The following is a 19,891-nucleotide window of genomic DNA, read 5'->3' on the forward strand; positions in this document are numbered from 1 at the left end:
TTGTTTGTCGTTTGAAGTTTCTTGTTTGAGGTCTCACGCCGCACCGGTTTTATTCACATATTTCAAATTAAATTTCCTCCGCCCATACCTGTGCCGCACGCACTGCGCGTTTCCACCCTTTGCTCAGCTGCTCCCGCACTTCCTCACTCATATAGGGTTCAAACCGCTCATCTTCCTGCCAGTACTGTTTGATCTCATCAAGGTCTTTCCAAAAGCCAACCGCCAGTCCGCTCAGATAGGCGGCGCCCAGGGCTGTTGTTTCTGTGATCTTCGGACGTACTACGGCGGTATCCAGCAGGTTGGCCTGGAACTGCATCAGGTAATTATTTACCGTAGCACCACCGTCTACCCGTACTTCTTTGATCTGGAGGCCGGCATCCGCCTCCATGGCTTTTAATACATCCATGGTCTGGTACGCAATGCTTTCTACCGCTGCACGCGCTATATGCCCGTCGGTACTGCCGCGGGTAAGCCCGGTAATAATACCCCGGGCATGCTGGTTCCAGTACGGCGCACCCAGCCCGGTAAACGCCGGTACCATGTATACGCCGCCATTGTCGGCGGCCGTTGCGGTCAGTGCTTCTATGTCCCCTGAGTTCTGGATCAGTTTCAGCCCGTCACGCAGCCACTGCACCACGGCACCCGCAATAAATACGCTGCCCTCCAATGCATAGCTTACTTCGTTATTGATCTTCCAGGCAATAGTGGTGAGCAGGTTATTCCTGGAGGGCACGGGCTGGTTTCCGGTATGCATCAGCATAAAGCATCCCGTTCCATACGTGTTCTTTACCATCCCGGACTGGGTGCACATTTGCCCAAACAATGCCGATTGCTGATCACCGGCAATACCGCTCACCGGTATCTGCGCAGCAGTAAGGAGCTGCTGGGTATGGCCATACACTTCGCTGCTGGAGCGTACTTCCGGCATCATGCTTTGCGGAATGCCAAACAACTGCAGCAACTCCTCATCCCATTGCAGGGTATGAATATTAAAGGCCATGGTACGGGAGGCATTGCTGACATCCGTGGCATGCACGGCTCCGTTGGTCAGCTTCCACAGCAGCCAGGAGTCGATGGTTCCAAAACAGAGCTCCCCGTTTTGCGCTTTGGTCCTTGCGCCCTCTACATGATCCAGGATCCACTTTATCTTGGTTGCCGAAAAATAGGCATCGGTTACCAGCCCTGTTTTTTGTTTTATCTTTTCCGCCGAGCCATCCTTTTTCAACGCATCGCAATAATCAGAGGTCCGGCGATCCTGCCACACTATGGCGTTGTAAACAGGCTGGGAAGTCTTCCGGTCCCACACAACCGTTGTCTCCCGCTGGTTCGTGATCCCGATGGAGGCAATATCCTGCGTGGTAAGCCCGGCCTTTACGATGGCTTCAGTGGCCACTCCGAGCTGGGTAGACCATATTTCATTGGCATCATGCTCTACCCAACCAGGTTGGGGAAAGAGCTGCGTAAACTCTTTTTGCGCAACAGCAACAATGGTACCGGCCTTATCAAAAACGATGGCCCGGGAGCTTGTGGTTCCCTGATCAAGGGATAGAACATATTTTGGCATGCAATAAATTTTTTGCTTTTACCCTGGCGGGGTTTAAAAGGTTATTCGTAATTGTTATCTCTTTTTTATTCCTTCGATGCTCCTGCGTTAACGTTCCGGCTGTTCCTGCCGGGATCAACAGCACAACCGCGTCTTCTTCCTTAAAACCATCTCCATTTCAATACAGCAGATCATTATCTGCCCCTAAAATAAAAAATTATTTCAACAGGTAAAATAAATCCGGATAATCGGTAATTAATCCGTCTGCCCCCATATCGGCCAGCTTTTTGATGTTTTCGATATCATCTACCGTCCAGGGAACGATCTTCATCTTGTGCAGATGACAGGCTTTTACCAGCTCTGGGGTTACAATAGAATAGTGCGGGCTGTAATACTCGGGGGTGTAGCCCAGGCTCTTTAATTGCTCATCCAGGCTGCGCTTTTCCTTGTCGCCAATCAGAAGGGAGGTTTGCACCTGCGGGTATTTTTCATGCATGATCTTTAAGGCCCGTTCATCAAAACACTGGATGATCATACGTTTGCCGATCTTAAACGGCAATATGGTTTTCATCGCGAGATCCGTAAACTCCGCCACCGGCGGACAATATACCCCTTCGCCTTTTGGATTGGATTTTATTTCAATATTGTACTGGATCTTTACCCCTTTCTTTTTCGCATAGGCCTCCGTGGCCTTCAGCAGGTCTTTTAACAGCGGCTTTACCACCGCCATTTTTTGCTGGCGGGGCACTGCTGCATAAAATTTTTTTCCTACATCATATTTCTTTATGGAATCATAGGTCATGGTGTAAAGGATGCGTTTTTTCGACGCTTCGGGTGTAAGGGTGTCCCCCGCGGGCGTTGTGGTAAACCCATAGTTGAAGGTTGCATCATGCGATACAACGATCTGCCCGTCCCTGGTTACCTGCATATCCATTTCCAGGGTGGTAACGCCCATGTCGATGGCATGCAGCATGGCAGGTATGGTATTCTCCGGCATCAATCCCTTGCCGCCCCGGTGCGCTTCCATGTCGAAGTGCCTGTATTTTACCGGAAGTTCAATTTTCTTTTGTGCGCCGGACGCCATAGCCGCCAACACCCATACTGCTGTACCTAATAGTTTTAATTTCATATTACAAGTATTTTCCGTCTTTTAAAATTGTGGCCCAAAGCTTATAGCCGTTTATATTCAGGTGCAGCCCGTCATAGGTAAGGGTTTTATCCAGCTTTCCTTCCTTCAGGAAATGCGGGTGGAGGTCAATGATCGTAATGGCCTCTTCCCTGCCCAGTTTTTTTAACCCCTCGTTTACTGCTGCGATATGCGCATCTTTTCCATAATGATTTTTCTTTGGTGGCACCTCGCTGTTTACCGGTAGTACGGTTTGAAAATAAATTTTAGTGGCGGGACTTTCCTTTTTGATCTGCCGGATGATGCGCTTATAGTTGCCAAGGATTACGGCGTCCGGGATATTACGGGCGATATCATTGGTGCCGATCAGGATAAAGACCTTCCGTGGCTTGCCTTCTGTTACTTCGTGAAGGCGCTCCAGCACGCCAAACGTGATATCGCCGCTGATGCCCCGGTTTTTGGCCGCCGGGTTTTGCAACAACTCTTCCCAATCAATGCCGGCGGTAATACTGTTGCCCAGGAAAATAATATCCCTGGAAGAATTGGGAAAGGCGTTGAACTGGTCCACCCGCAGCTGATAACTGCCGGGGCGGTAAGTACTGTCCCACGCGGAGGTTTGGGCCTGTGTAAAAAGGCTCACCCCGCAAAAAAGCAGGGCGCCTGTAATCTTGTTTTTCAACATAACGATACCGGTTTTTTGTTTAAAAAAAATCTTTCCAGCATTTAATAGGCCTTATAAATAGCAAAGTCATCCAGGCCCAGCCGGCCGTTTGATATGGTATTATCACTGGTGCCCAAACCCAATTTATTAATCCGGAACCTTACAGGACCCTGAATATCCATTAGAAAAACGGCCTGCTTCGCGGTGAGGCTTACTGCCGTAGAATGCGCGTCTGAAATATCGTTCCCTGTTTTGTGCCAGGTAACACCCTGGTCGGTCGAATACTCAAGCCGGAATGTACAGGACCGGTCTGTATAGTAAGAGCCATACCAAACGGTAACTTTAGAGGCGCCATCCGGCACATCAAAATTCATTTGCAGCAGTGCAGAAGAGGACAGGTTTTGCTGAAAGCGCACGGCCTGCTTACCGGATACGATACGATCCCTTCCTGCTGTATTGCCCTGGATGCATTGCAGCATATACCAAATACCTGTAGGCATTGTTACCAGGTTATTAATGGCCGTCATATTATAGCTGGTTTTGGTCTGATACGGATCTTCAAAGGTTTCAGGCCAGCCCTGATAAAGCTTGCCGGAAGGGTACATCATGTCATCATAAGACTGCATGCGCAGCGACAACTTATGATCTCTCTGTAATAGTACTCCCTGAAAGGAGGCACTGGGCGCTATTTTCTCATCTGCAAAGACAGCCCCGTCTTCTGTATACACTTCTATTGTTTTGCCTTCACCATCCAGAATTGCTTTGGTCCCTTTAAAAGGCTCACCGGTAACAGGATCCGGGCTCACATCTGCAGTAACGCTTATCAACGTGCTTTCATAGGCGTCGGGGTCTTTTTCAATAGTGCCTATAGATACCGGGCGGTGTACTTTGGCAATGCTGACCCCGGGAACCTTTTCTATCCGGTTATCGGAAATATTGTTAACCTCCAGTCCATATTCCTTCTGTTCCATTTTAGCCCCGCTTACATCAATCCGGAGCGAATCCCCAAATTGGTATTTCGCTGCATCCGGAACGGCTATTAAGATCCCCCGCACCTGGTTTCTCCAAACGCTTTCAAGAGCGATATATCCCTGGGGAAAGTTTTTATTCCCGCTTCTTGAAATCACCACCCCCGCCACAATATGCGCTCCGGCCAGGTTGTCGGCCGACAGCGTAACCGGGCTGCCTTTAAACGCTTTTCGCAATACATAAATGGACGCTTCTTCATTTACGGTTCCAAGTGCATAATTGGTGTCTTTCTTAAAACAGGACGTCAAAGAAATAACGAACAACACTATAAAAATGTGTTTGAAGTATTTTAGTTTCATAATTTACTTTTTATTGTTGCCACCAAACTTTTTGATTAATGCCGTTGCCGCCCATCGCCGCTACCGCTTTATCATAATTTGCCCGGTTCAATGTTTGCACCAGCGTTGGATACACCATTCTTGAAGGCATTTTGCTTCCGTTCTGCAGCCCCGGGCCAATATACAGATCCAGCGCCCCTGTACGACGATATTCATACCACTGCTGAAAATCGGTAAACATCATGGCAAAATATTTTTGCAAATGGATCCGCTTTAACTTGTCCGTATCTGTTGCGGCGCTGTCTATGGACGCCAGCGGGGTTTTAAAATAAGTAGCGGTATCAATTGTTTTTCCCCATAACTCAACAGAGGCTTTTACCCCGTTCTGATAGTACGGGCGGTAGGGTTTTGAAATATAGCCCTTCAAAGCCGCTTCTGCCAGGAGAAACTGCACCTCGGCATAGTTCATAATATTGCCCAGCAGCGGCTCCGTTTTTAAGGCCAATTGTAGCGTAGATTGCCGGTCGGGAATATTCCCCTGTACATAACCGCTTTGCATACCTCCATACACACCCAGAGAAGCCTCTGTGGCCCAAACCGGCAACCGGGGGTCTTTCAGAGTGACCAGGTTATTGATAAAAAACTCTGAATACCCTTTATCTCCGTTAAAATCAAAATCGCGGGTAGTGGCAAAAGGAGACTGAAAGGGAGTTACTCCTGTAAACTTCAAAATTGCGGAACCGCTGTTGTCTGTCATTAACGGGTAGTTAGCGGCCTGTTCTTCCACTATTTTATAAATACGCTCCCGGGCGTCAATATCTGTTTTATGAGCCACCCTCATTAACAATCTCAGGTAGAGCGAATTTCCAAACCGCCGCCATAAATCCGGTGAACACTTAAATATGGGATCCGCATATTCAAACTCCGAGGGGACCGCAGCATTTAGCTTAAGCAGCGTATCGGCTGCTTCCAGTTTATTAAAAATCAACTCATAGATGCTCTTCTGGCTGTCAAAAACAGGGGTCAGGTTCTGTTCTTCATACCCCAGGTTGGATTCTGAATAAGGGACGTCACCATACATATCCGTTAACAATGATCCAACCCAGGCATCCAGGATCAAAGAAATGCCCTGAAAGGTTTTATACCCGGCCTGCTGTGTTTTTTCCGCGTTCCTGTAAATATCCCTGATATTTGTCAACTGCAAATACCACAATCGCCACTGGGCATCAGATTCCGACGGCTTTACTTCGTAACGATGAAACTCCCTGCTGTCTGCGGTTGTAACCGTTACCTGCATAAATTCATTATTGATGCGCACATTCCTGCCAAGGTTTCCACTTACGAGGTTCATTAATGTGGGCGCCAGTAAACTCTGGGGGCTTGCAGCGGTACTCGCATTGGGGTTCGTGTTTATATCCACATATTTTTTTGTGCAGCTTACCAATGCAGCAACCGCCATTAATATAAAAAATGAAAAAAATATTTTATCTCTGTTCGTTTTCATGTTCTGAAAATTAGAAATTAACGGATAAATTAAAACCAAGGGTCCTCAGGGAAGGGAACTGTGCTACCTCGGCTCCTTTCTGAATGCCATCGCCATTTAAAGAACCGAATTCGGGATCAAATGCCGGCCAGTTGGAGAACACCAGCAGGTCGCGTCCATACAGGCCAATAAGCGCTTTTTGCACCCCTAATCTTTTTATAATGCGGGGCGGTATGGAGTAGTCCAGCCTAACTTCTCTTAACTTAATAAAATCAGTGGAGAACGTATTGGACTCAAGATTATCCCGGTTAAAATGTGCATAGTAATACGGTTGCGCACTTACAACAACGGTATTGGGGCTATAGGTTCCATCACTGTTTTCAACAACACCATCCCCCACGATACCATTATACCGGCCCGGTAATGTCTTTTTTAGTTTGCCCTCTTCCATCAGCACGGCATGGGTAAGCGAATAGCCCATTCCTCCCCACTGGCCGTCGAACAATACATTCAAACGGAATCCTTTGTAGGTAAACTCATTGCCCCAGGCGGCCTTTGTGGTGGCCGTAGCGTTGCCTAAGTAGATCAAATCCTCAGAAACCTGCGGGAGTCCGTCTTTATAAACAATCTGACCTTCCGGATTTCGCTTATAGCCATATCCATACATCGCTGTAAACTCCTGCCCTACCCGGGCTTCAATGGTACCGCGTGAACCAAATATCGTCGAAATGACCACCCGCCCGTCTTCATTGGGCAGGGTCAGTATTTTACTGTCGTTCTTACTGGCATTTCCATATGTTCTCCAGTTCAGCTTATCCGGGGCTGAAAGTATTTTTGCGCTCACATTTGCTTCAATACCCCTGTTTCTTACATTGCCCGCATTAATAACCTGGAAGGCATACCCGCTGGACGGATCAATCGGCACGGTAAGGATCTGGTCAAACGAATTTTCATTATAAAGGGTAAGATCTAATGTGTAACGCCCCTTAAACATCCTGAAGTCTGTTCCTACTTCGTAGGCTAATGTTCTTTCATATTTCAGGTCCTCGTTCGGGATAACCGTCGGATTTACCAGTCCGGCGGTATAATTCTCTGCCCGCGGGTATGTATAAGCATTTAAGTAAGGGGTAGTGCCGCCGCCGCCCACACTGGCAACCGAGGCCCTGAATTTCCAAAAGCTGATCTCCCGGGGCAATTTAAAGGCATCGCTTATTACAAGGCTACCATTTAAGGAGGGATAGAAAAAAGGTTTAACCTCATTCCGCAGCGGCGAAGCCAGGGTACTTGCCCAATCCACACGCATGCTTCCGTCAAGGAACAGATAATCCTTAAAGGACCCGTTTATCAATGAATACAGGCTTGTTGTTGCGTAGCTTCTTCTGAACGGGCTTTGCTTTATGGCCTCGGCGCTGTTTGCCAGATTAAAAATTCCGGGGTAAACCAGCTTTTCTGTGTAGAGATCCTCTTTGTTGTACCTGTTCTCCATTATTGCCCCGCCAATATTGGCCCCATAGTTAAAAAGCTTTGTTTTTTTACTGGTGTACTGAAGTAAAAAATCGCTGTTGGCTTCCTGTGTATAAATATTGGTTTCCCGATAATAGCCGTACGAATATCTATAGGTATCGAACGGGCGCTTCTGCTGGCGCCGGTCATACTGAAGATCAATTCCTGAACGGACCATTAAATTCAATTGCTGGCTAAACGCATAGTTCGCCTGCACGGTTCCGGTGAAGCCGTTCTTATCCTGGCTGTTGATGATTTCATAAGCCTGGAAATAGGGATTATCCAACAGGTTCGAGAAGGGGGTTGTCTGCTCTATATTTTCTTTTCCCGGGCGCCAGTATTGTTTGAACCAATCCAGGTTCATGCTGGGCGTAATCCCTCTCATAAAATACATGATCGTTTGGTTATTATACCCGGTATTGGGGAGGTTATCACTTTTGCGGTTACTGTACGTGATATTGGTGGAAACGGACAGCTTCTCTGTTATTTTATGCTTCAACGCCAGCGCAATATTATTTCTGCCGTAACCGGTGTTGGGCACTATCCATTTATTGCTGGTATTGGTATAAGACAACCGTACACTGGTCGATTGATTACCTCCGGAAACAGTAAGGCTGTTTGTAAGTGTAACCGCGGGCCGGAAGAAATCTTTCCGGTTATTTTTATAGGGCTGCCATAAGGTCCTTTCCGGAGGCTTCGCGCGATAATAGGCCGGATCGTCCGGATTGTACTGGTAATACATTTGTCCATCGAATTTCGGGCCCCAGGCGGAGCTGCTGCTATATGTGCTGGGTCCATCCTCGCTTTGCCCGTAAGAATAGTAGAGGTCTTCTCCCGCAGCGCCCTGGCCATATTCATATTGATAATCCGGCCACCGGTTAATTGTGCCAACAGATGTGTTGGAGTTAAGCGTGACGCCAATTCCCTTCTTGTTGGTTTTGCCTGCTTTGGTGGTAATAATAATTGCCCCGTTCGCACCCCTGGATCCGTAAAGCGCGGCAGCACCCGGTCCTTTCAGCACAGAAACACTTTCAATATCATTGGGGTTAATATCCGCCAGCCCGGTTCCGAAGTCTACAGGAGCATCCGCACTCTGATAATTACTGCTGCCGGTACCGGTCATCGTACCTGAAGCACCACTTACAATTACACCATCCACAACAATAAGCGCCGAGTTATCGCCGGTCAGCGACCGTTCACCCCTCAAAATGATCTGATTGGTTCCCGCTGGTCCGCCACCTGATTTTAACAGGTTTAAGCCTGCAACCTTCCCGGAAAGCGCATCTGTCCAGTTATTGGATAAGGCATCGGTAAGCTCTTCACCGGAAACCGTTTTTACGGAATAGCCCAGCGCCTTTTCTTCCCGTTTGATCCCAAGCGCCGTTACCACTACTTCCTCTTCCTGCTTGCCGGCATTTTCGAGTAACACATTTATTTCCCTTTGCGTTCCTACCGCCCTGTCTGCTTCTTTAAATCCAATCGCAGAGAACGTCAGCGTTTCCCCCGCACTTACAGTAATCGAATAGCGCCCATCGGCCTTGGTAGTAACCCCCCGGGATGTACCCTTTACAATTACAGAGGCATTGGCAACAGGCTCCGTTGTTTCCTGCGAGGTAACCAGTCCGCTTACCGTTTGCTGCTGGGCCTGTACAAGCAGCGGCAAGAGCAGCATAACACACCAGATCAGGTGTGCTTTAAGCCCGGTCTTCAGTTTGCTGTTTTCTGTCATATCGTTTTGAAGTTTTACTAATTAATCGTAAGCCCTGTTCAATCACTCAGGACAGGTTTGTCTTTTCTTTGCGCCAGGTCATGGCGGTGAACAGGATCGCAAGTAAGCAGCTGGCCACGAGCACGAGGAATCCCCCATCCCAGCCCCAGTGATCCACCACATACCCCATTGCGGCGTTTGCAAAAAGCGCACCGCCAAGATATCCGAAAAGCCCCGTTAGGCCCGCCGCAGTTCCGGCGGCCTTTTTAGGAACCAGGTCCAGTGCCTGAACCCCAATAAGCATAACCGGTCCGTATATCAGGAAGCCTATTGCAATAAGTGCAATATTGTCTACCACCGGGTTCCCGGGAGGATTTTTCCAGTACACCACTACAGCCACCGCTACCAGGATCATGTAAATGACCGTAGCGGGAGCCCGGCGGCCTTTAAACACCTTATCGCTGAGCCAGCCGCATAAGAGCGTTCCGGGAATTCCGGCCCACTCATAAAGAAAATAGGCCCACCCGGTTTCTTTTAAAGAAAAGTCCTTGGCCTCTTTGAGGTAGGTAGGCGCCCAGTCCAGTACACCATAACGCACCAAATATATAAAGGCATTGGCCAGGGCAATATACCAGATGAGTTTATTAACCAAAACATAATCCATAAGGATCTGCCGCGTGCTCAGCTCCTTTTCGTGGGATTGATCATATTCCCGGGATTGGGTACCACTGTAGGATTCAATAGAGGGCAACCCGCAGGATTGAGGAGTATCCCGCACCAGCATATAGGTAATGAAAGCAACGAAAAGCGCTGCGATAGCAGGAAAATACAGTTTGCCCTGCCATACCCCGAAAACGGAAAAGCCGAAAATGGCAAGCGGAGCCATTATACCCCCGCCCACATTGTGGGCAACATTCCATATGGACATTTTAGTGCCTCTTTCCTTTACAGAAAACCAATGCACCATTACTCTTCCACAGGGCGGCCAGCCCATGCCCTGGAACCATCCGTTGATAAATAAGAACACGAACATCATGCCTATGGAGGCCGTGGCAAAAGGAAGCAGTCCCATCAGGATCAGGGTCAGTGCAGAACCAACCAGTCCCAATGTCAGAAAGACCCTTGCATTACTCCGGTCAGAGATGGTGGCCATTACAAACTTGCTCAATCCGTAGGCGATCGAAATGGCGGAAAGTGCCAGCCCAAGCTGGCCCTTGCTAAATCCCCTTTCCTCCAGGTCGGGCATGATCAGTGAAAAATTTTTCCGGACCAGGTAATAGCCCGCATACCCGATAAAAATACCCAGGAATACCTGTAGCCTTAATTTCCTGTAGGCAGGGCCGGCAGCCTTTTCCGGCAATAATTCTTTATGAGGCGCAGGCCTTAAAAATCTCATTTTTTTCATAGCACATCAATCGTTCAATGATACTCAGGTTAAAATATATTGCCGTGCAAGCTCCTCAAATCGTTTTGTTTCTTCTTTTATCCAATGCTCATCCCGGTTCAGGATCCCGGCCATTACAGTGGCTACTTTGGAGGCGATCCTTATACTTTCCCGGGCATCCAGTAACAATGCCCTGGTTCTGCGGGCCAGTACGTCCTCCACTGTACGGGCCATTTCATGGGTAACGGCCCATTCTACCTGGGCCTCATTGATCTTCAGCCGCTCGCTGATCCACCGGCCATTGCCCCTGGCTTTTATATGTTGCGCATCGCTGCCATAGAAATAAAGGGGATCTGCCCAGTCCGTACCCCTGGCAAAACCATGGATCTTCAGATGGGGGGTCTTTGAGTCTCTTTTTGCCCAACCCTGCCTGTTCTCCACACAGTCGATCATGTCTTCTCCCATCTTCCGGTAGGTGGTCCATTTTCCTCCGATAATGGTAAATAATCCATTGGCTGAAACCATGATCTTATGGCTGCGGGATATTTCCTTTGTTTTCTGCGCTCCTTCTTTAGGGGCGGCAAGCGGGCGTAAGCCGGCAAACACACTTAACACATCTGCTCTCACCGGCTTTTTTACCAGGTAGGTCCCTGCTGTTTCCAATATAAATTCGATTTCTTTTTCCAGCGGACGGGGCTCTACAGAAGGCGCTCCCACCAGTGTATCCGTGGTACCAACCACTACCTCATTGTGCCAGGGTACAGCAAACAGCACACGCCCGTCGTTGGTTTTGGGGATCATCAGCGCATGGGAAGACGAAAAGAATTCCCTGTTTAAAACAAGGTGAATACCCTGGCTGGCCACTACGCTTTTTGAAGCAACAGGGTCATCCATCCGGAGCACATCATCAACAAACACACCGGTAGCATTAATAACCGTTTTTGCTTTGATCTTATAGGATATTGACAGCTCCGTATCCTCCACCTCCACCCCGGAAGGTTTATTTCCGGGATCTTTTTCCAGCCCTGTAACCTTCATATAATTTACCGCCACACCTCCCTGCTCAATGATCGTTTGCGCCAGGTTCAGCGCCAGCCTTGAGTCATCAAACTGCCCGTCATGATATAAAACCCCGCCAACCAGTCCTTTTGATTTTACATCCGGTATGGCGGCCATCGTCTCCTTTCGTGAAATAAAAACGGATGCTCCCAGCGACAGCCGGCCGGCGATCCAGTCATAGGCTTTTAACCCGATCGTATATTTAATCCGATCCCAGAACGAATAAACCGGCACAATAAAGGTCTGGTTCTTTACCAGGTGCGGTGCGTTCTGCTGCAGCAGGCCCCGTTCAATGCTTGCCTCCCGCACAAGGGCAATATCCCCCTGGGCAAGGTACCGCACCCCGCCATGTACGAGCTTTGTGCTGCGGCTGGATGTACCCTTTGCAAAATCATACTGCTCCAGCAGCAAGGTCTTATACCCGCGGGTAACCGCCTCTAACGCAATGCCAAGGCCCGAAGCACCACCTCCGATCACCAGTACATCCCAAAGTGTGCCGGCCTCTGTGGCTTTTTTTACCAATTGTTCCCTATCAATAATTCCACTCCTCATATTGTACTTTCCTGTTGTCTTTGTTTTCGAAATCCCACATATTTATCAAAAGCAAAAGATTTCGAAAGCAATAATAACATTTTATTTGTAAAATGAAAAAATTAATAACAACTCAATCGTTCCTTATGGCTTTCTTTTTATTTCTTTTGAAAATAAAAGAGATTCGTTATTTTTGGTTATATGAGTAGTTTAGTTGAACGCCACCAACATATAATAGATTCCCTGAAAAAAAAGGGCATTGTACAGGTGTTGGATCTTTGCCGGGAACTGGATGTTTCATCTGTAACAATCCGAAAGGACCTTCAGTTCTTAGAAGATAAAAACCAGCTTTTCCGTACACACGGAGGTGCTACATTAAGCAATCCCTATATCGGGGATCGGCCGGTTATTGAAAAAGTAAGCATACAATCGACAGAAAAAGAAAAAATCGGCCAGTATGCTGCGGGGCTTATCGAACCTAACGATTGTATCCTGATAGCCTCAGGAACTACCGTATTTTATTTTGCCAAACACATTCACCCGAAAGGAAATGTAACCGTGATCACTGCGGCATTAAATGTGGCTATGGAAATTGCCCACCACCCGGGTATTGAAGTGATCCAGCTGGGGGGCATTATGCGTAAAACGTCTTCATCCGTTACCGGCATCTATGCAGAAAAGATACTGGAAGACTTCTCCTGCAGTAAACTATTTCTTGGCGTAGACGGTATCGACCTGGAATTTGGATTAACGACCACCAATATGATGGAAGCACAACTAAACCGCAAAATGATCGCCGCCTCCCGCAAAACAATCGTACTGGCAGATTCCAGCAAATTCGGGAAACGGGGATTCGGAAAGATCTGCGGGCTGGAGGATATAGAACAGATCATCACCGACAGCAATATTTCCCAGCATATTGTGGATGAGCTAAGGGCGGGCGGAATAGAAGTAACCGTATTACCGGTTTGAAAACAACCCGGGCTATTTCGCCGGCCGCGCCGCCATAATGAACTGTATTATGCCGCCTTTTAAAATATCGCTGTGTTTCAGCGTCCGTTTGTTGACCGGTTGCCCGTTTAACAGCACTTTTGATACATATACATTTCTGGCTCCCTGATTTTTTACATCAATGGTAAACGTTTTCCCGTTCTCCAATGTAAGTACGGCTTTCTTTATTGCGGGGCTTCCTAACTGATAGTCTTCTGAGCCGGGGGCAAAAGGGTAAAACCCAAGCGTACTGAAAATATACCAGGCGCTCATCTGTCCGCAGTCATCATTCCCGCCCAGGCCGTCAACGGCCGGCTGGTACTGTTTTTTCAGGATCATGCGCACCCGCTCCTGTGTTTTCCAGGGCTGACCCGTAAAATTATACAGGTAGGCTACGTGGTGTGACGGTTCGTTTCCATGCACATAGTTACCGATGATCCCATCACGGGTAATGTCCTCCGTTTCTTCAAAAAACAGATCCGGAAGGTGCATCGTGAACAGGGAATCCAGGTGTGATACAAATCGCTTTTCGCCTCCCATTGCCCTGATCATTCCTTCCGGATCCTGGGGAACAAATAAACTGAAGTTCCAGGCATTTCCTTCAATAAAACCCTGTCCGTGTGTAGAGAGCAGGTCAAACGCCTTACGGAATGTTCCATCGCTGAGCCGCGGACGCATATATCCAATGGATGCATCAAAGACATTCTTCCAGTTTTGCGATCGCTTCATAAATGTTTCATATACATCCATCCGGCCCAGTTTTTTAGCAGCCTGCGCCAGGCTCCAGTCGTCGAAGGCATATTCCATGGTTGTGGAAACCGAATTGGGCCGCACATCATCCGGCACATATCCCTTTTGCAGGTAGGCTTCCAGCCCGTCATAATAACCCACATTGGCGGTTTGGATACAGGCATCCAGCGCCTGGTTTGCATCAAACCCGGTAAGTCCTTTCACGATGGCATCGGCAATAACCGGTACACTATGATACCCGCTCATGCACCAGTTCTCATTGGCATAATGGCTCCACACGGGCAGCATCTTATGTACACTTTGCTGCTGATGCGCCAGCATACTGCGGATCATATCACTGTTCCGCCGGGGCTGCACCAGGCTAAAAAGCGGGTGCAGCGCCCGGTAAGTATCCCAAAGTGAAAACGTTGTATAGTTGGTAAATCCGGATGCTTTATGAACATTCTGATCCAGGCCTTTATACTCCCCGTTCCCATCCATATACACCGTCGGACTCAAAAAAGCATGGTACAATGCGGTATAAAAATTTACGAGCGATTCCCGGTCCTGCGCTTCTATCCTGATCCGGCCCAGTTCTTTATTCCACTGATCCTGCCCTTTCTTCCGGATCATTTCAAAATCCTGGCCCGAGGTTTCGGCCAATAGATTTTCAAGCGCATTACCGGTGCTCACCGGGGAAAGCGCAAAGCGGATACCGATCTGTTCACCGGCATTGGTTTTAAAATCAAAATGCGCACGGATCTGTTCCCCGGCCATTTCAGGAAAGTTCTTTGTTTGATCAAACCGTTTGTAAAATCCTTTGTAGGGGTAGTTTTTAAAATTGGTAAATCCATAGGAGCGAAAAGGCCTGGAGAACACCATTGCAAAATACACAGTACGCGTACGTGCCCAGCCATTCGTTTGTTTAAACCCGGTAATCAACGTATCATTTTCCACCCGCACAAAAGTCCATACATTCTTATCGGCATAATTGTAGATGCCATGCATCAGGTCGAGGATAATATGTGCGTCGTCTGATTGCGGAAAGGTATACCGGTGTACGCCTACCCGGGTGGTGGTGGTCAGCTCTGCAAGGATGTTGTTATCATCCAGCCTTACTTTGTAATAATTGGGCTCCGCCGTTTCGGTAGCATGCCGGAACCGGCTGCGATAGCCCGATCCCGGATCGGCGGCTGTTCCCGGGTTGAGCTGGAGCGCCCCGGTAGTGGGCATGATCAGGAAATCGCCGAGATCCGAATGACCGGTACCGCTGAAATGGGTATGACTGAATCCCACGATCGTGGGATCGTCGTACTGGTAGCCCGCACAGTACTTATACACCCCGGCATTATATGTTCCGTTGACATCGTAAGGAAGCGTATCTGTATCCGGGCTAAGCTGCACCGCGCCAAAAGGAACGGTGGCACCCGGAAAGGTATGCCCCATCTTCCGGGTGCCGATCAGCGGGTTTACATATTGGATCCACTGATCCTGGGCAACTCCGGCCTGTGCCAGCAAAATGACCAGCGAACAAAGGTAAAATCGATTTTTCATCTTCATAAAATTACGCCCTGTTGAGATCATTTGAAAACAAACGGGCCGGAACTCTTTTTATTTTTATGGCCCAGGGGAAGGAAGACATCTTCCGGGAGCAAGAGGGCAGATAGGTAAAAAACGGCCACTGCAGGAAACCCTGCTATATAAAAGCCCTCTTTTTAAGGGCATTTATTTTAGAAAACTTCAAAATTTTATCGTGCCGGTCTTCGTAAAAGAAGCGCCCGGTTCTTTTTTCTTACTTTGTGATTATATTGCAAGTTCCAAATGCCCCTGTTAAGTCCGGCGATATCATCTCTTGCCCGCATGCGTCAATGGCGCATCGATGGCTGGCGCAGTCACCCCCTGGATGCGCAACGGGAGGTATTGCAGAACCTGGTTACTTCTGCACAATACACGGAATTTGGAAGGAAATACAACTTTGGCAGCCTGTACAATATCCGCGACTTCAAAAAAGCCATCCCGATTCAGGAATACAATGATCTGAAGCCCTATATTGAACGCTGCATGAACGGTGAGCAGAACCTGCTCTGGAACTCCCCGATCGTATGGTTTGCGAAAAGCAGCGGCACCAGCGGCGACAAAAGCAAGTTTATCCCAATCAGCGAAGAAAGCCTGGTAGATTGTCATTATAAGGCAGCAAAGGACGTGTTAACAATGTACTACCAGTTTAAACCGGACAGCACCATGCTTACCGGCAAGGGGCTGGTACTTGGCGGAAGCCATAATATCAATGCGTTAAATGAAGATGCCCAGTTTGGCGACCTGAGTGCGGTGCTGTTACAGAACAGCCCTTTTTGGGGGCACTGGCTCCGGACGCCCGAGTTAAGCATTGCTTTAATGGACGATTGGGAAACCAAGCTCGAAAAAATAGCAGAACAGGCCCTTAATGAAAATGTAACCTCGGTAAGTGGTGTTCCTACCTGGACGCTCGTCTTATTTAAACGGGTCCTCGAAATTACCGGGAAATCATCTATTGCAGATGTATGGCCGGGGCTTGAGCTGTATATGCACGGAGGCGTTTCTTTTACGCCTTACCGCGATCAGTTTAAGAAGATCATCGGCAAAGACATTCATTACCTCGAAACCTATAATGCCAGTGAAGGTTTTTTTGCCGCTCAGCAGGTACCGGGTGAAGAGGGAATGCTGTTATTTACCGATCATGGTATTTTTATGGAATTTATGCCGGTAAGCGAGTATGGCAGCCCCCATCCCCAAACCATCGGGTTAAAGGATGTGGACCTGCATACCAACTACGCCCCTGTGATCAGTACCAACGGCGGGCTTTGGCGTTACCTGCTGGGCGATACGATCCGGTTCATATCAAAAAATCCCTTCAGGATCGTTGTGTCCGGGAGAGTGCGGCATTTTATCAACGCCTTTGGCGAAGAAGTGATCATTGATAATACGGATAAAGCAATACAGATCGCCAGCCAGCAAACCGGCGCCATCGTTAATGACTATACCGCTGCCCCTGTTTATTTTTCCGATGAAGGAAACGGAGGCCACGAGTGGCTGATCGAGTTTGAGAAGCCGCCCGAAAATTTAGACAGGTTCATACAGCACCTCGACGCTGCGCTCAAGTCCATCAACAGCGATTATGAGGCCAAGCGCCATAAAGATATTGCATTAAAGATGCCCGTGGTTCATCCTTTACCCAAAAGCTTTTTTATAGACTGGCTGCATTACAAAGGAAAGCTGGGAGGTCAGCACAAAGTACCGCGTTTAAGCAATGACCGTACGCTGCTCGAAGAGATCCTTTCTTTTTACAGAAGCAGGAAAGAACAACACCTGGTGTTTTAGCGTTTCTTTTTCCCTGTTGCGCTTTTTTTACAACTTCCCAATACCCGCCCTTTGCAGGGCCTATGCGTTTAATGATCTGCTGCCTGCGCAGGATGCTCACATTTCTGTAAATGCTGCCCTCGCTTATTTGCAGGAGGGTAGATAATTCTTTAAAAGTAATCCGGTTGTTGACAATAACAGGTTACCATCAACCCGGGAAAGCTCGCATACGCGTGAAGCTAACTTTAACGGGATTCAAAGAACCGGTTTAAGATTGAAGAAGCAAACCCGGTATATAAGGATCTGGTGTCACAGGCGCCACGTGTTGTGTTTATAGAACCGAAATCATAGAGCAACCGGCGTATTTTTAAAGCCGTTTTCAGGTTTAATTTTATTTCCTGTTCTTTGCCACCAGGTTATAGGAATCAGTTATCCATTCCTTTAACAACCGGGCCGGTACCGATCCATCTACTACAACAGTATTCCAGTGTTTTTTATTCATATGGTACCCGGGTAATACGGATGTATATTGCTCCCGCAACGTCTCCGCCTTTTCCGGATCACACTTTACGTTGAACTGCAGCGGGTCATTATCCAGGCCGGTGAGCAGGAATATTTTTCCGTTTACTTTAAACACCAGGGTTTCGGGTCCAAACGGAAACCCTTCCTCTACAAACGGATGCTGCAGGCAGTATTCCCGGAGATCTTCAATGTTCATACAGAACGCTATTTGTATTCAATATTTTGTTCACTGATCAATGGCTCTCCATTCATCCTCAGAAAGATCTGTGCAACAGTAACCACATCTTTCTGACAGTAGGTTACAATCCGTTCAACCTGCTGCTCTTTATAAAAAACATCCGCCACCATGCTTCCGTCAATATCATCTTTCGGAGTGGGCACCCCCAGTGCATGGGCCAGCAGGTTCAGCGTGGTATAACTTTTAAAATCTCCAAATTTCCAAAGCTCCATCGTATCCAGGTGGTTTACTTCCCAGGGCTTCTTTCCTGCTGTATTTAAAAGCAGGGGGATCGGAACTTCGTTGATCAGCATCCTCCTGCACAAATAGGGGAAGTCAAACTCTTTTCCATTATGTGCGCACAGGTATTTCTGTTCGTTTGCTGAAAATTTCTGCAACATTTCAGAAAAGGCCTGCAGCAACTGTCTTTCATCACTTCCGTAAAAGGACTTCATGATCATTTTTCGCTGACCGGCGCTCCCCTGAACAATCCCGCAGCTGATGCAAACAATCTTGCCAAACTCGGCATAGATCCCCGCACGTTCATAAATACTTTCCGGCGTTTCATCCTCTCTGTTACGCAAGAGGGACCCGGCTTTCCGTTCCCATAAATGTTTCCAGGCCTCCGGAACTTCGTTAAAAGAAGCATACTGCGGCACCGTTTCAATATCGAGGAAAAGAATGGAATGAATTGAATATTGGGAAAGCATATTTAAAGATATTTTTCGTCCTTATTCCGCTTCACGTCTGCAACATAATTCTTGATCTCCTGCTCCTGGTCTTTTCTGCAGATCAGCAGCACATCATCTGTATCCACCACGATGAAGTCTTCAAGCCCCTGCAGCACCACCAGTTTTCCTTCGGGTACATGTACCATGCAGTTATGCGTATCATATACCATTACATCCTGTCCTACAACGGCATTATCAAAATAGTCCTTACTCATATTTTCGTAAGCACTCTTCCAGGTTCCCAGGTCGCTCCAGGTAAATGAGGCCGGTATCACATAAACATTTGATGCTTTTTCCATGATCCCGAAGTCGATCGAGATATTGGAACACTGTGCATAGATATCTCCGATCACTTTTGCTTCTTCCGGGGTATTGAACTGGCCCTGGTAAGCGGCAAATACTTCGTGGATCTCCGGAAGATACTTTTCAAAAGCAGCAATGATGTTTTTTACCTTCCAGGTAAAAATGCCGGAATTCCATAAAAAATCCCCGCTTTTCACAAATACTTTGGCCAGCTCCAGATTCGGTTTTTCCGTAAACGTTTTCACTTTGAAAACACCCGGCGCTGCTTCAATGGGATCATGCTGTATATAGCCATAACCGGTATTGGGATTACGGGGCTTTATCCCCAGGGTTACCAGCGCATTCACGGATTCTACGAATTTCAATGCATTTTCAACCGTTTCATTAAACGCGATATCCTCCAGTATTAAATTATCCGAAGGAGCAGCGATCATAATGGCCTCCGGATCTTTTTTCTGGATCTTGAATGCGATATAGGCAATACAGGGCGCCGTATTTTTCCGGAAGGGTTCCGTTACGATATTTTCAGCGGGCAGATCCGGAAGCTGCTGTGCTACAATGTTCCGGTATTCTTCGGAAGTGACCACGAAAATATTTTCAGCCGGAACAATCTGGTTATACCGCACAAAAGTAGACTGGATCAGTGTTTTGCCCGTATTTAAAATATCTAAAAACTGTTTCGGATAGTCCGTCCGGCTTTTAGGCCAGAACCGGCTTCCGATGCCACCTGCCATTATTGCCACATAGCGGTTACTCAT

Annotated in this window: 14 protein-coding genes; 2 read left to right on the forward strand and 12 right to left on the reverse strand. The window is 47.8% G+C overall.

Translation table 11 applies throughout. The annotated features are described in order from the left end of the window. Window positions 1-67 precede the first annotated feature (67 nt). From glpK to BLS44_RS19255, 8 genes are all read right to left on the reverse strand, one after another. Window positions 68-1,564 carry a glycerol kinase GlpK gene (glpK, locus tag BLS44_RS19220; protein ID WP_090391866.1) on the reverse strand — a complete coding sequence of 499 codons (1,497 nt, stop codon included), beginning with the start codon at window positions 1,562-1,564 and terminating at the stop codon, window positions 68-70. A gap of 196 nt (window positions 1,565-1,760) precedes the next feature. After that, window positions 1,761-2,672, reverse strand: a complete 912-nt coding sequence (locus tag BLS44_RS19225; protein WP_090391867.1) for a glycerophosphodiester phosphodiesterase family protein — start codon at window positions 2,670-2,672, stop codon at window positions 1,761-1,763. A gap of 1 nt (window position 2,673) precedes the next feature. After that, the gene (locus BLS44_RS19230) at window positions 2,674-3,351 is read right to left on the reverse strand and encodes a GDSL-type esterase/lipase family protein (protein ID WP_090391868.1); all 678 of its coding nucleotides are present in this window, start codon (window positions 3,349-3,351) and stop codon (window positions 2,674-2,676) included. A gap of 41 nt (window positions 3,352-3,392) precedes the next feature. Beyond that, window positions 3,393-4,658 carry a DUF5689 domain-containing protein gene (locus BLS44_RS19235; protein WP_143019852.1) on the reverse strand — a complete coding sequence of 422 codons (1,266 nt, stop codon included), beginning with the start codon at window positions 4,656-4,658 and terminating at the stop codon, window positions 3,393-3,395. 10 nt (window positions 4,659-4,668) lie between these two features. Continuing rightward, window positions 4,669-6,141 carry a SusD/RagB family nutrient-binding outer membrane lipoprotein gene (locus BLS44_RS19240; protein ID WP_090391870.1) on the reverse strand — a complete coding sequence of 491 codons (1,473 nt, stop codon included), beginning with the start codon at window positions 6,139-6,141 and terminating at the stop codon, window positions 4,669-4,671. Between the two features lie 10 nt (window positions 6,142-6,151). After that, the gene (locus BLS44_RS19245; RefSeq protein ID WP_090391871.1) at window positions 6,152-9,352 is read right to left on the reverse strand and encodes a SusC/RagA family TonB-linked outer membrane protein; all 3,201 of its coding nucleotides are present in this window, start codon (window positions 9,350-9,352) and stop codon (window positions 6,152-6,154) included. 46 nt (window positions 9,353-9,398) lie between these two features. After that, on the reverse strand, window positions 9,399-10,727 hold the full coding sequence (glpT, locus tag BLS44_RS19250) for a glycerol-3-phosphate transporter (protein ID WP_090391969.1): 1,329 nt from the start codon (window positions 10,725-10,727) through the stop codon (window positions 9,399-9,401). 33 nt (window positions 10,728-10,760) lie between these two features. Continuing rightward, window positions 10,761-12,326, reverse strand: a complete 1,566-nt coding sequence (locus tag BLS44_RS19255) for a glycerol-3-phosphate dehydrogenase/oxidase (protein ID WP_090391872.1) — start codon at window positions 12,324-12,326, stop codon at window positions 10,761-10,763. Between the two features lie 180 nt (window positions 12,327-12,506). Between BLS44_RS19255 and BLS44_RS19260 the strand changes: the two genes are divergently transcribed. After that, entirely contained in the window at window positions 12,507-13,277 is a 771-nt protein-coding gene (locus tag BLS44_RS19260) for a DeoR/GlpR family DNA-binding transcription regulator (RefSeq protein ID WP_090391873.1), read from the forward strand. A 12-nt stretch (window positions 13,278-13,289) separates the two neighbouring features. Here the strand turns inward: BLS44_RS19260 and BLS44_RS19265 are convergent, their stop codons facing one another. Next, window positions 13,290-15,578: a GH92 family glycosyl hydrolase gene (locus tag BLS44_RS19265; protein WP_090391970.1), complete on the reverse strand. Its 2,289-nt coding sequence runs from the start codon at window positions 15,576-15,578 to the stop codon at window positions 13,290-13,292. 267 nt (window positions 15,579-15,845) lie between these two features. Between BLS44_RS19265 and BLS44_RS19270 the strand changes: the two genes are divergently transcribed. Continuing rightward, on the forward strand, window positions 15,846-17,381 hold the full coding sequence (locus tag BLS44_RS19270; RefSeq protein WP_176954488.1) for a GH3 auxin-responsive promoter family protein: 1,536 nt from the start codon (window positions 15,846-15,848) through the stop codon (window positions 17,379-17,381). Window positions 17,382-17,751: 370 nt separating this feature from the next. On the opposite strand, the gene BLS44_RS19275 is transcribed toward BLS44_RS19270, so the two are convergent. The 3 genes from BLS44_RS19275 to BLS44_RS19285 are packed head-to-tail and all read right to left on the reverse strand — an operon-like array spanning window position 17,752 to window position 19,891. After that, window positions 17,752-18,078 (reverse strand): MmcQ/YjbR family DNA-binding protein, encoded by a 327-nt coding sequence (locus BLS44_RS19275; protein ID WP_090391874.1) that lies wholly within the window; start codon window positions 18,076-18,078, stop codon window positions 17,752-17,754. An 8-nt stretch (window positions 18,079-18,086) separates the two neighbouring features. Beyond that, window positions 18,087-18,809 carry a 3'-5' exonuclease gene (locus BLS44_RS19280; RefSeq protein ID WP_090391875.1) on the reverse strand — a complete coding sequence of 241 codons (723 nt, stop codon included), beginning with the start codon at window positions 18,807-18,809 and terminating at the stop codon, window positions 18,087-18,089. A gap of 2 nt (window positions 18,810-18,811) precedes the next feature. Further along, window positions 18,812-19,891 carry a mannose-1-phosphate guanylyltransferase gene (locus BLS44_RS19285; RefSeq protein WP_090391876.1) on the reverse strand — a complete coding sequence of 360 codons (1,080 nt, stop codon included), beginning with the start codon at window positions 19,889-19,891 and terminating at the stop codon, window positions 18,812-18,814.

The organism is Niabella drilacis (genome assembly GCF_900101395.1).
In the GTDB taxonomy this organism is placed as follows: Bacteria; Bacteroidota; Bacteroidia; order Chitinophagales; family Chitinophagaceae; genus Niabella; species Niabella drilacis.

Bases quoted from the DNA above. Each gene is read 5' to 3' on its own strand.
- BLS44_RS19240 (WP_090391870.1), bottom strand. From the start codon at position 6,141: ATGAAAACGAACAGAGATAAAATATTTTTTTCATTTTTTATATTAATG.
- BLS44_RS19255 (WP_090391872.1), bottom strand. From the start codon at position 12,326: ATGAGGAGTGGAATTATTGATAGGGAACAATTGGTAAAAAAAGCCACA.
- BLS44_RS19280 (WP_090391875.1), bottom strand. From the start codon at position 18,809: ATGCTTTCCCAATATTCAATTCATTCCATTCTTTTCCTCGATATTGAA.
- BLS44_RS19270 (WP_176954488.1), top strand. From the start codon at position 15,846: ATGCCCCTGTTAAGTCCGGCGATATCATCTCTTGCCCGCATGCGTCAA.
- BLS44_RS19230 (WP_090391868.1), bottom strand. From the start codon at position 3,351: ATGTTGAAAAACAAGATTACAGGCGCCCTGCTTTTTTGCGGGGTGAGC.
- BLS44_RS19260 (WP_090391873.1), top strand. From the start codon at position 12,507: ATGAGTAGTTTAGTTGAACGCCACCAACATATAATAGATTCCCTGAAA.
- BLS44_RS19275 (WP_090391874.1), bottom strand. From the start codon at position 18,078: ATGAACATTGAAGATCTCCGGGAATACTGCCTGCAGCATCCGTTTGTA.
- BLS44_RS19265 (WP_090391970.1), bottom strand. From the start codon at position 15,578: ATGAAAAATCGATTTTACCTTTGTTCGCTGGTCATTTTGCTGGCACAG.
- BLS44_RS19245 (WP_090391871.1), bottom strand. From the start codon at position 9,352: ATGACAGAAAACAGCAAACTGAAGACCGGGCTTAAAGCACACCTGATC.
- BLS44_RS19235 (WP_143019852.1), bottom strand. From the start codon at position 4,658: ATGAAACTAAAATACTTCAAACACATTTTTATAGTGTTGTTCGTTATT.
- BLS44_RS19225 (WP_090391867.1), bottom strand. From the start codon at position 2,672: ATGAAATTAAAACTATTAGGTACAGCAGTATGGGTGTTGGCGGCTATG.
- BLS44_RS19285 (WP_090391876.1), bottom strand. From the start codon at position 19,891: ATGAGTAACCGCTATGTGGCAATAATGGCAGGTGGCATCGGAAGCCGG.
- glpT (WP_090391969.1), bottom strand. From the start codon at position 10,727: ATGAGATTTTTAAGGCCTGCGCCTCATAAAGAATTATTGCCGGAAAAG.
- glpK (WP_090391866.1), bottom strand. From the start codon at position 1,564: ATGCCAAAATATGTTCTATCCCTTGATCAGGGAACCACAAGCTCCCGG.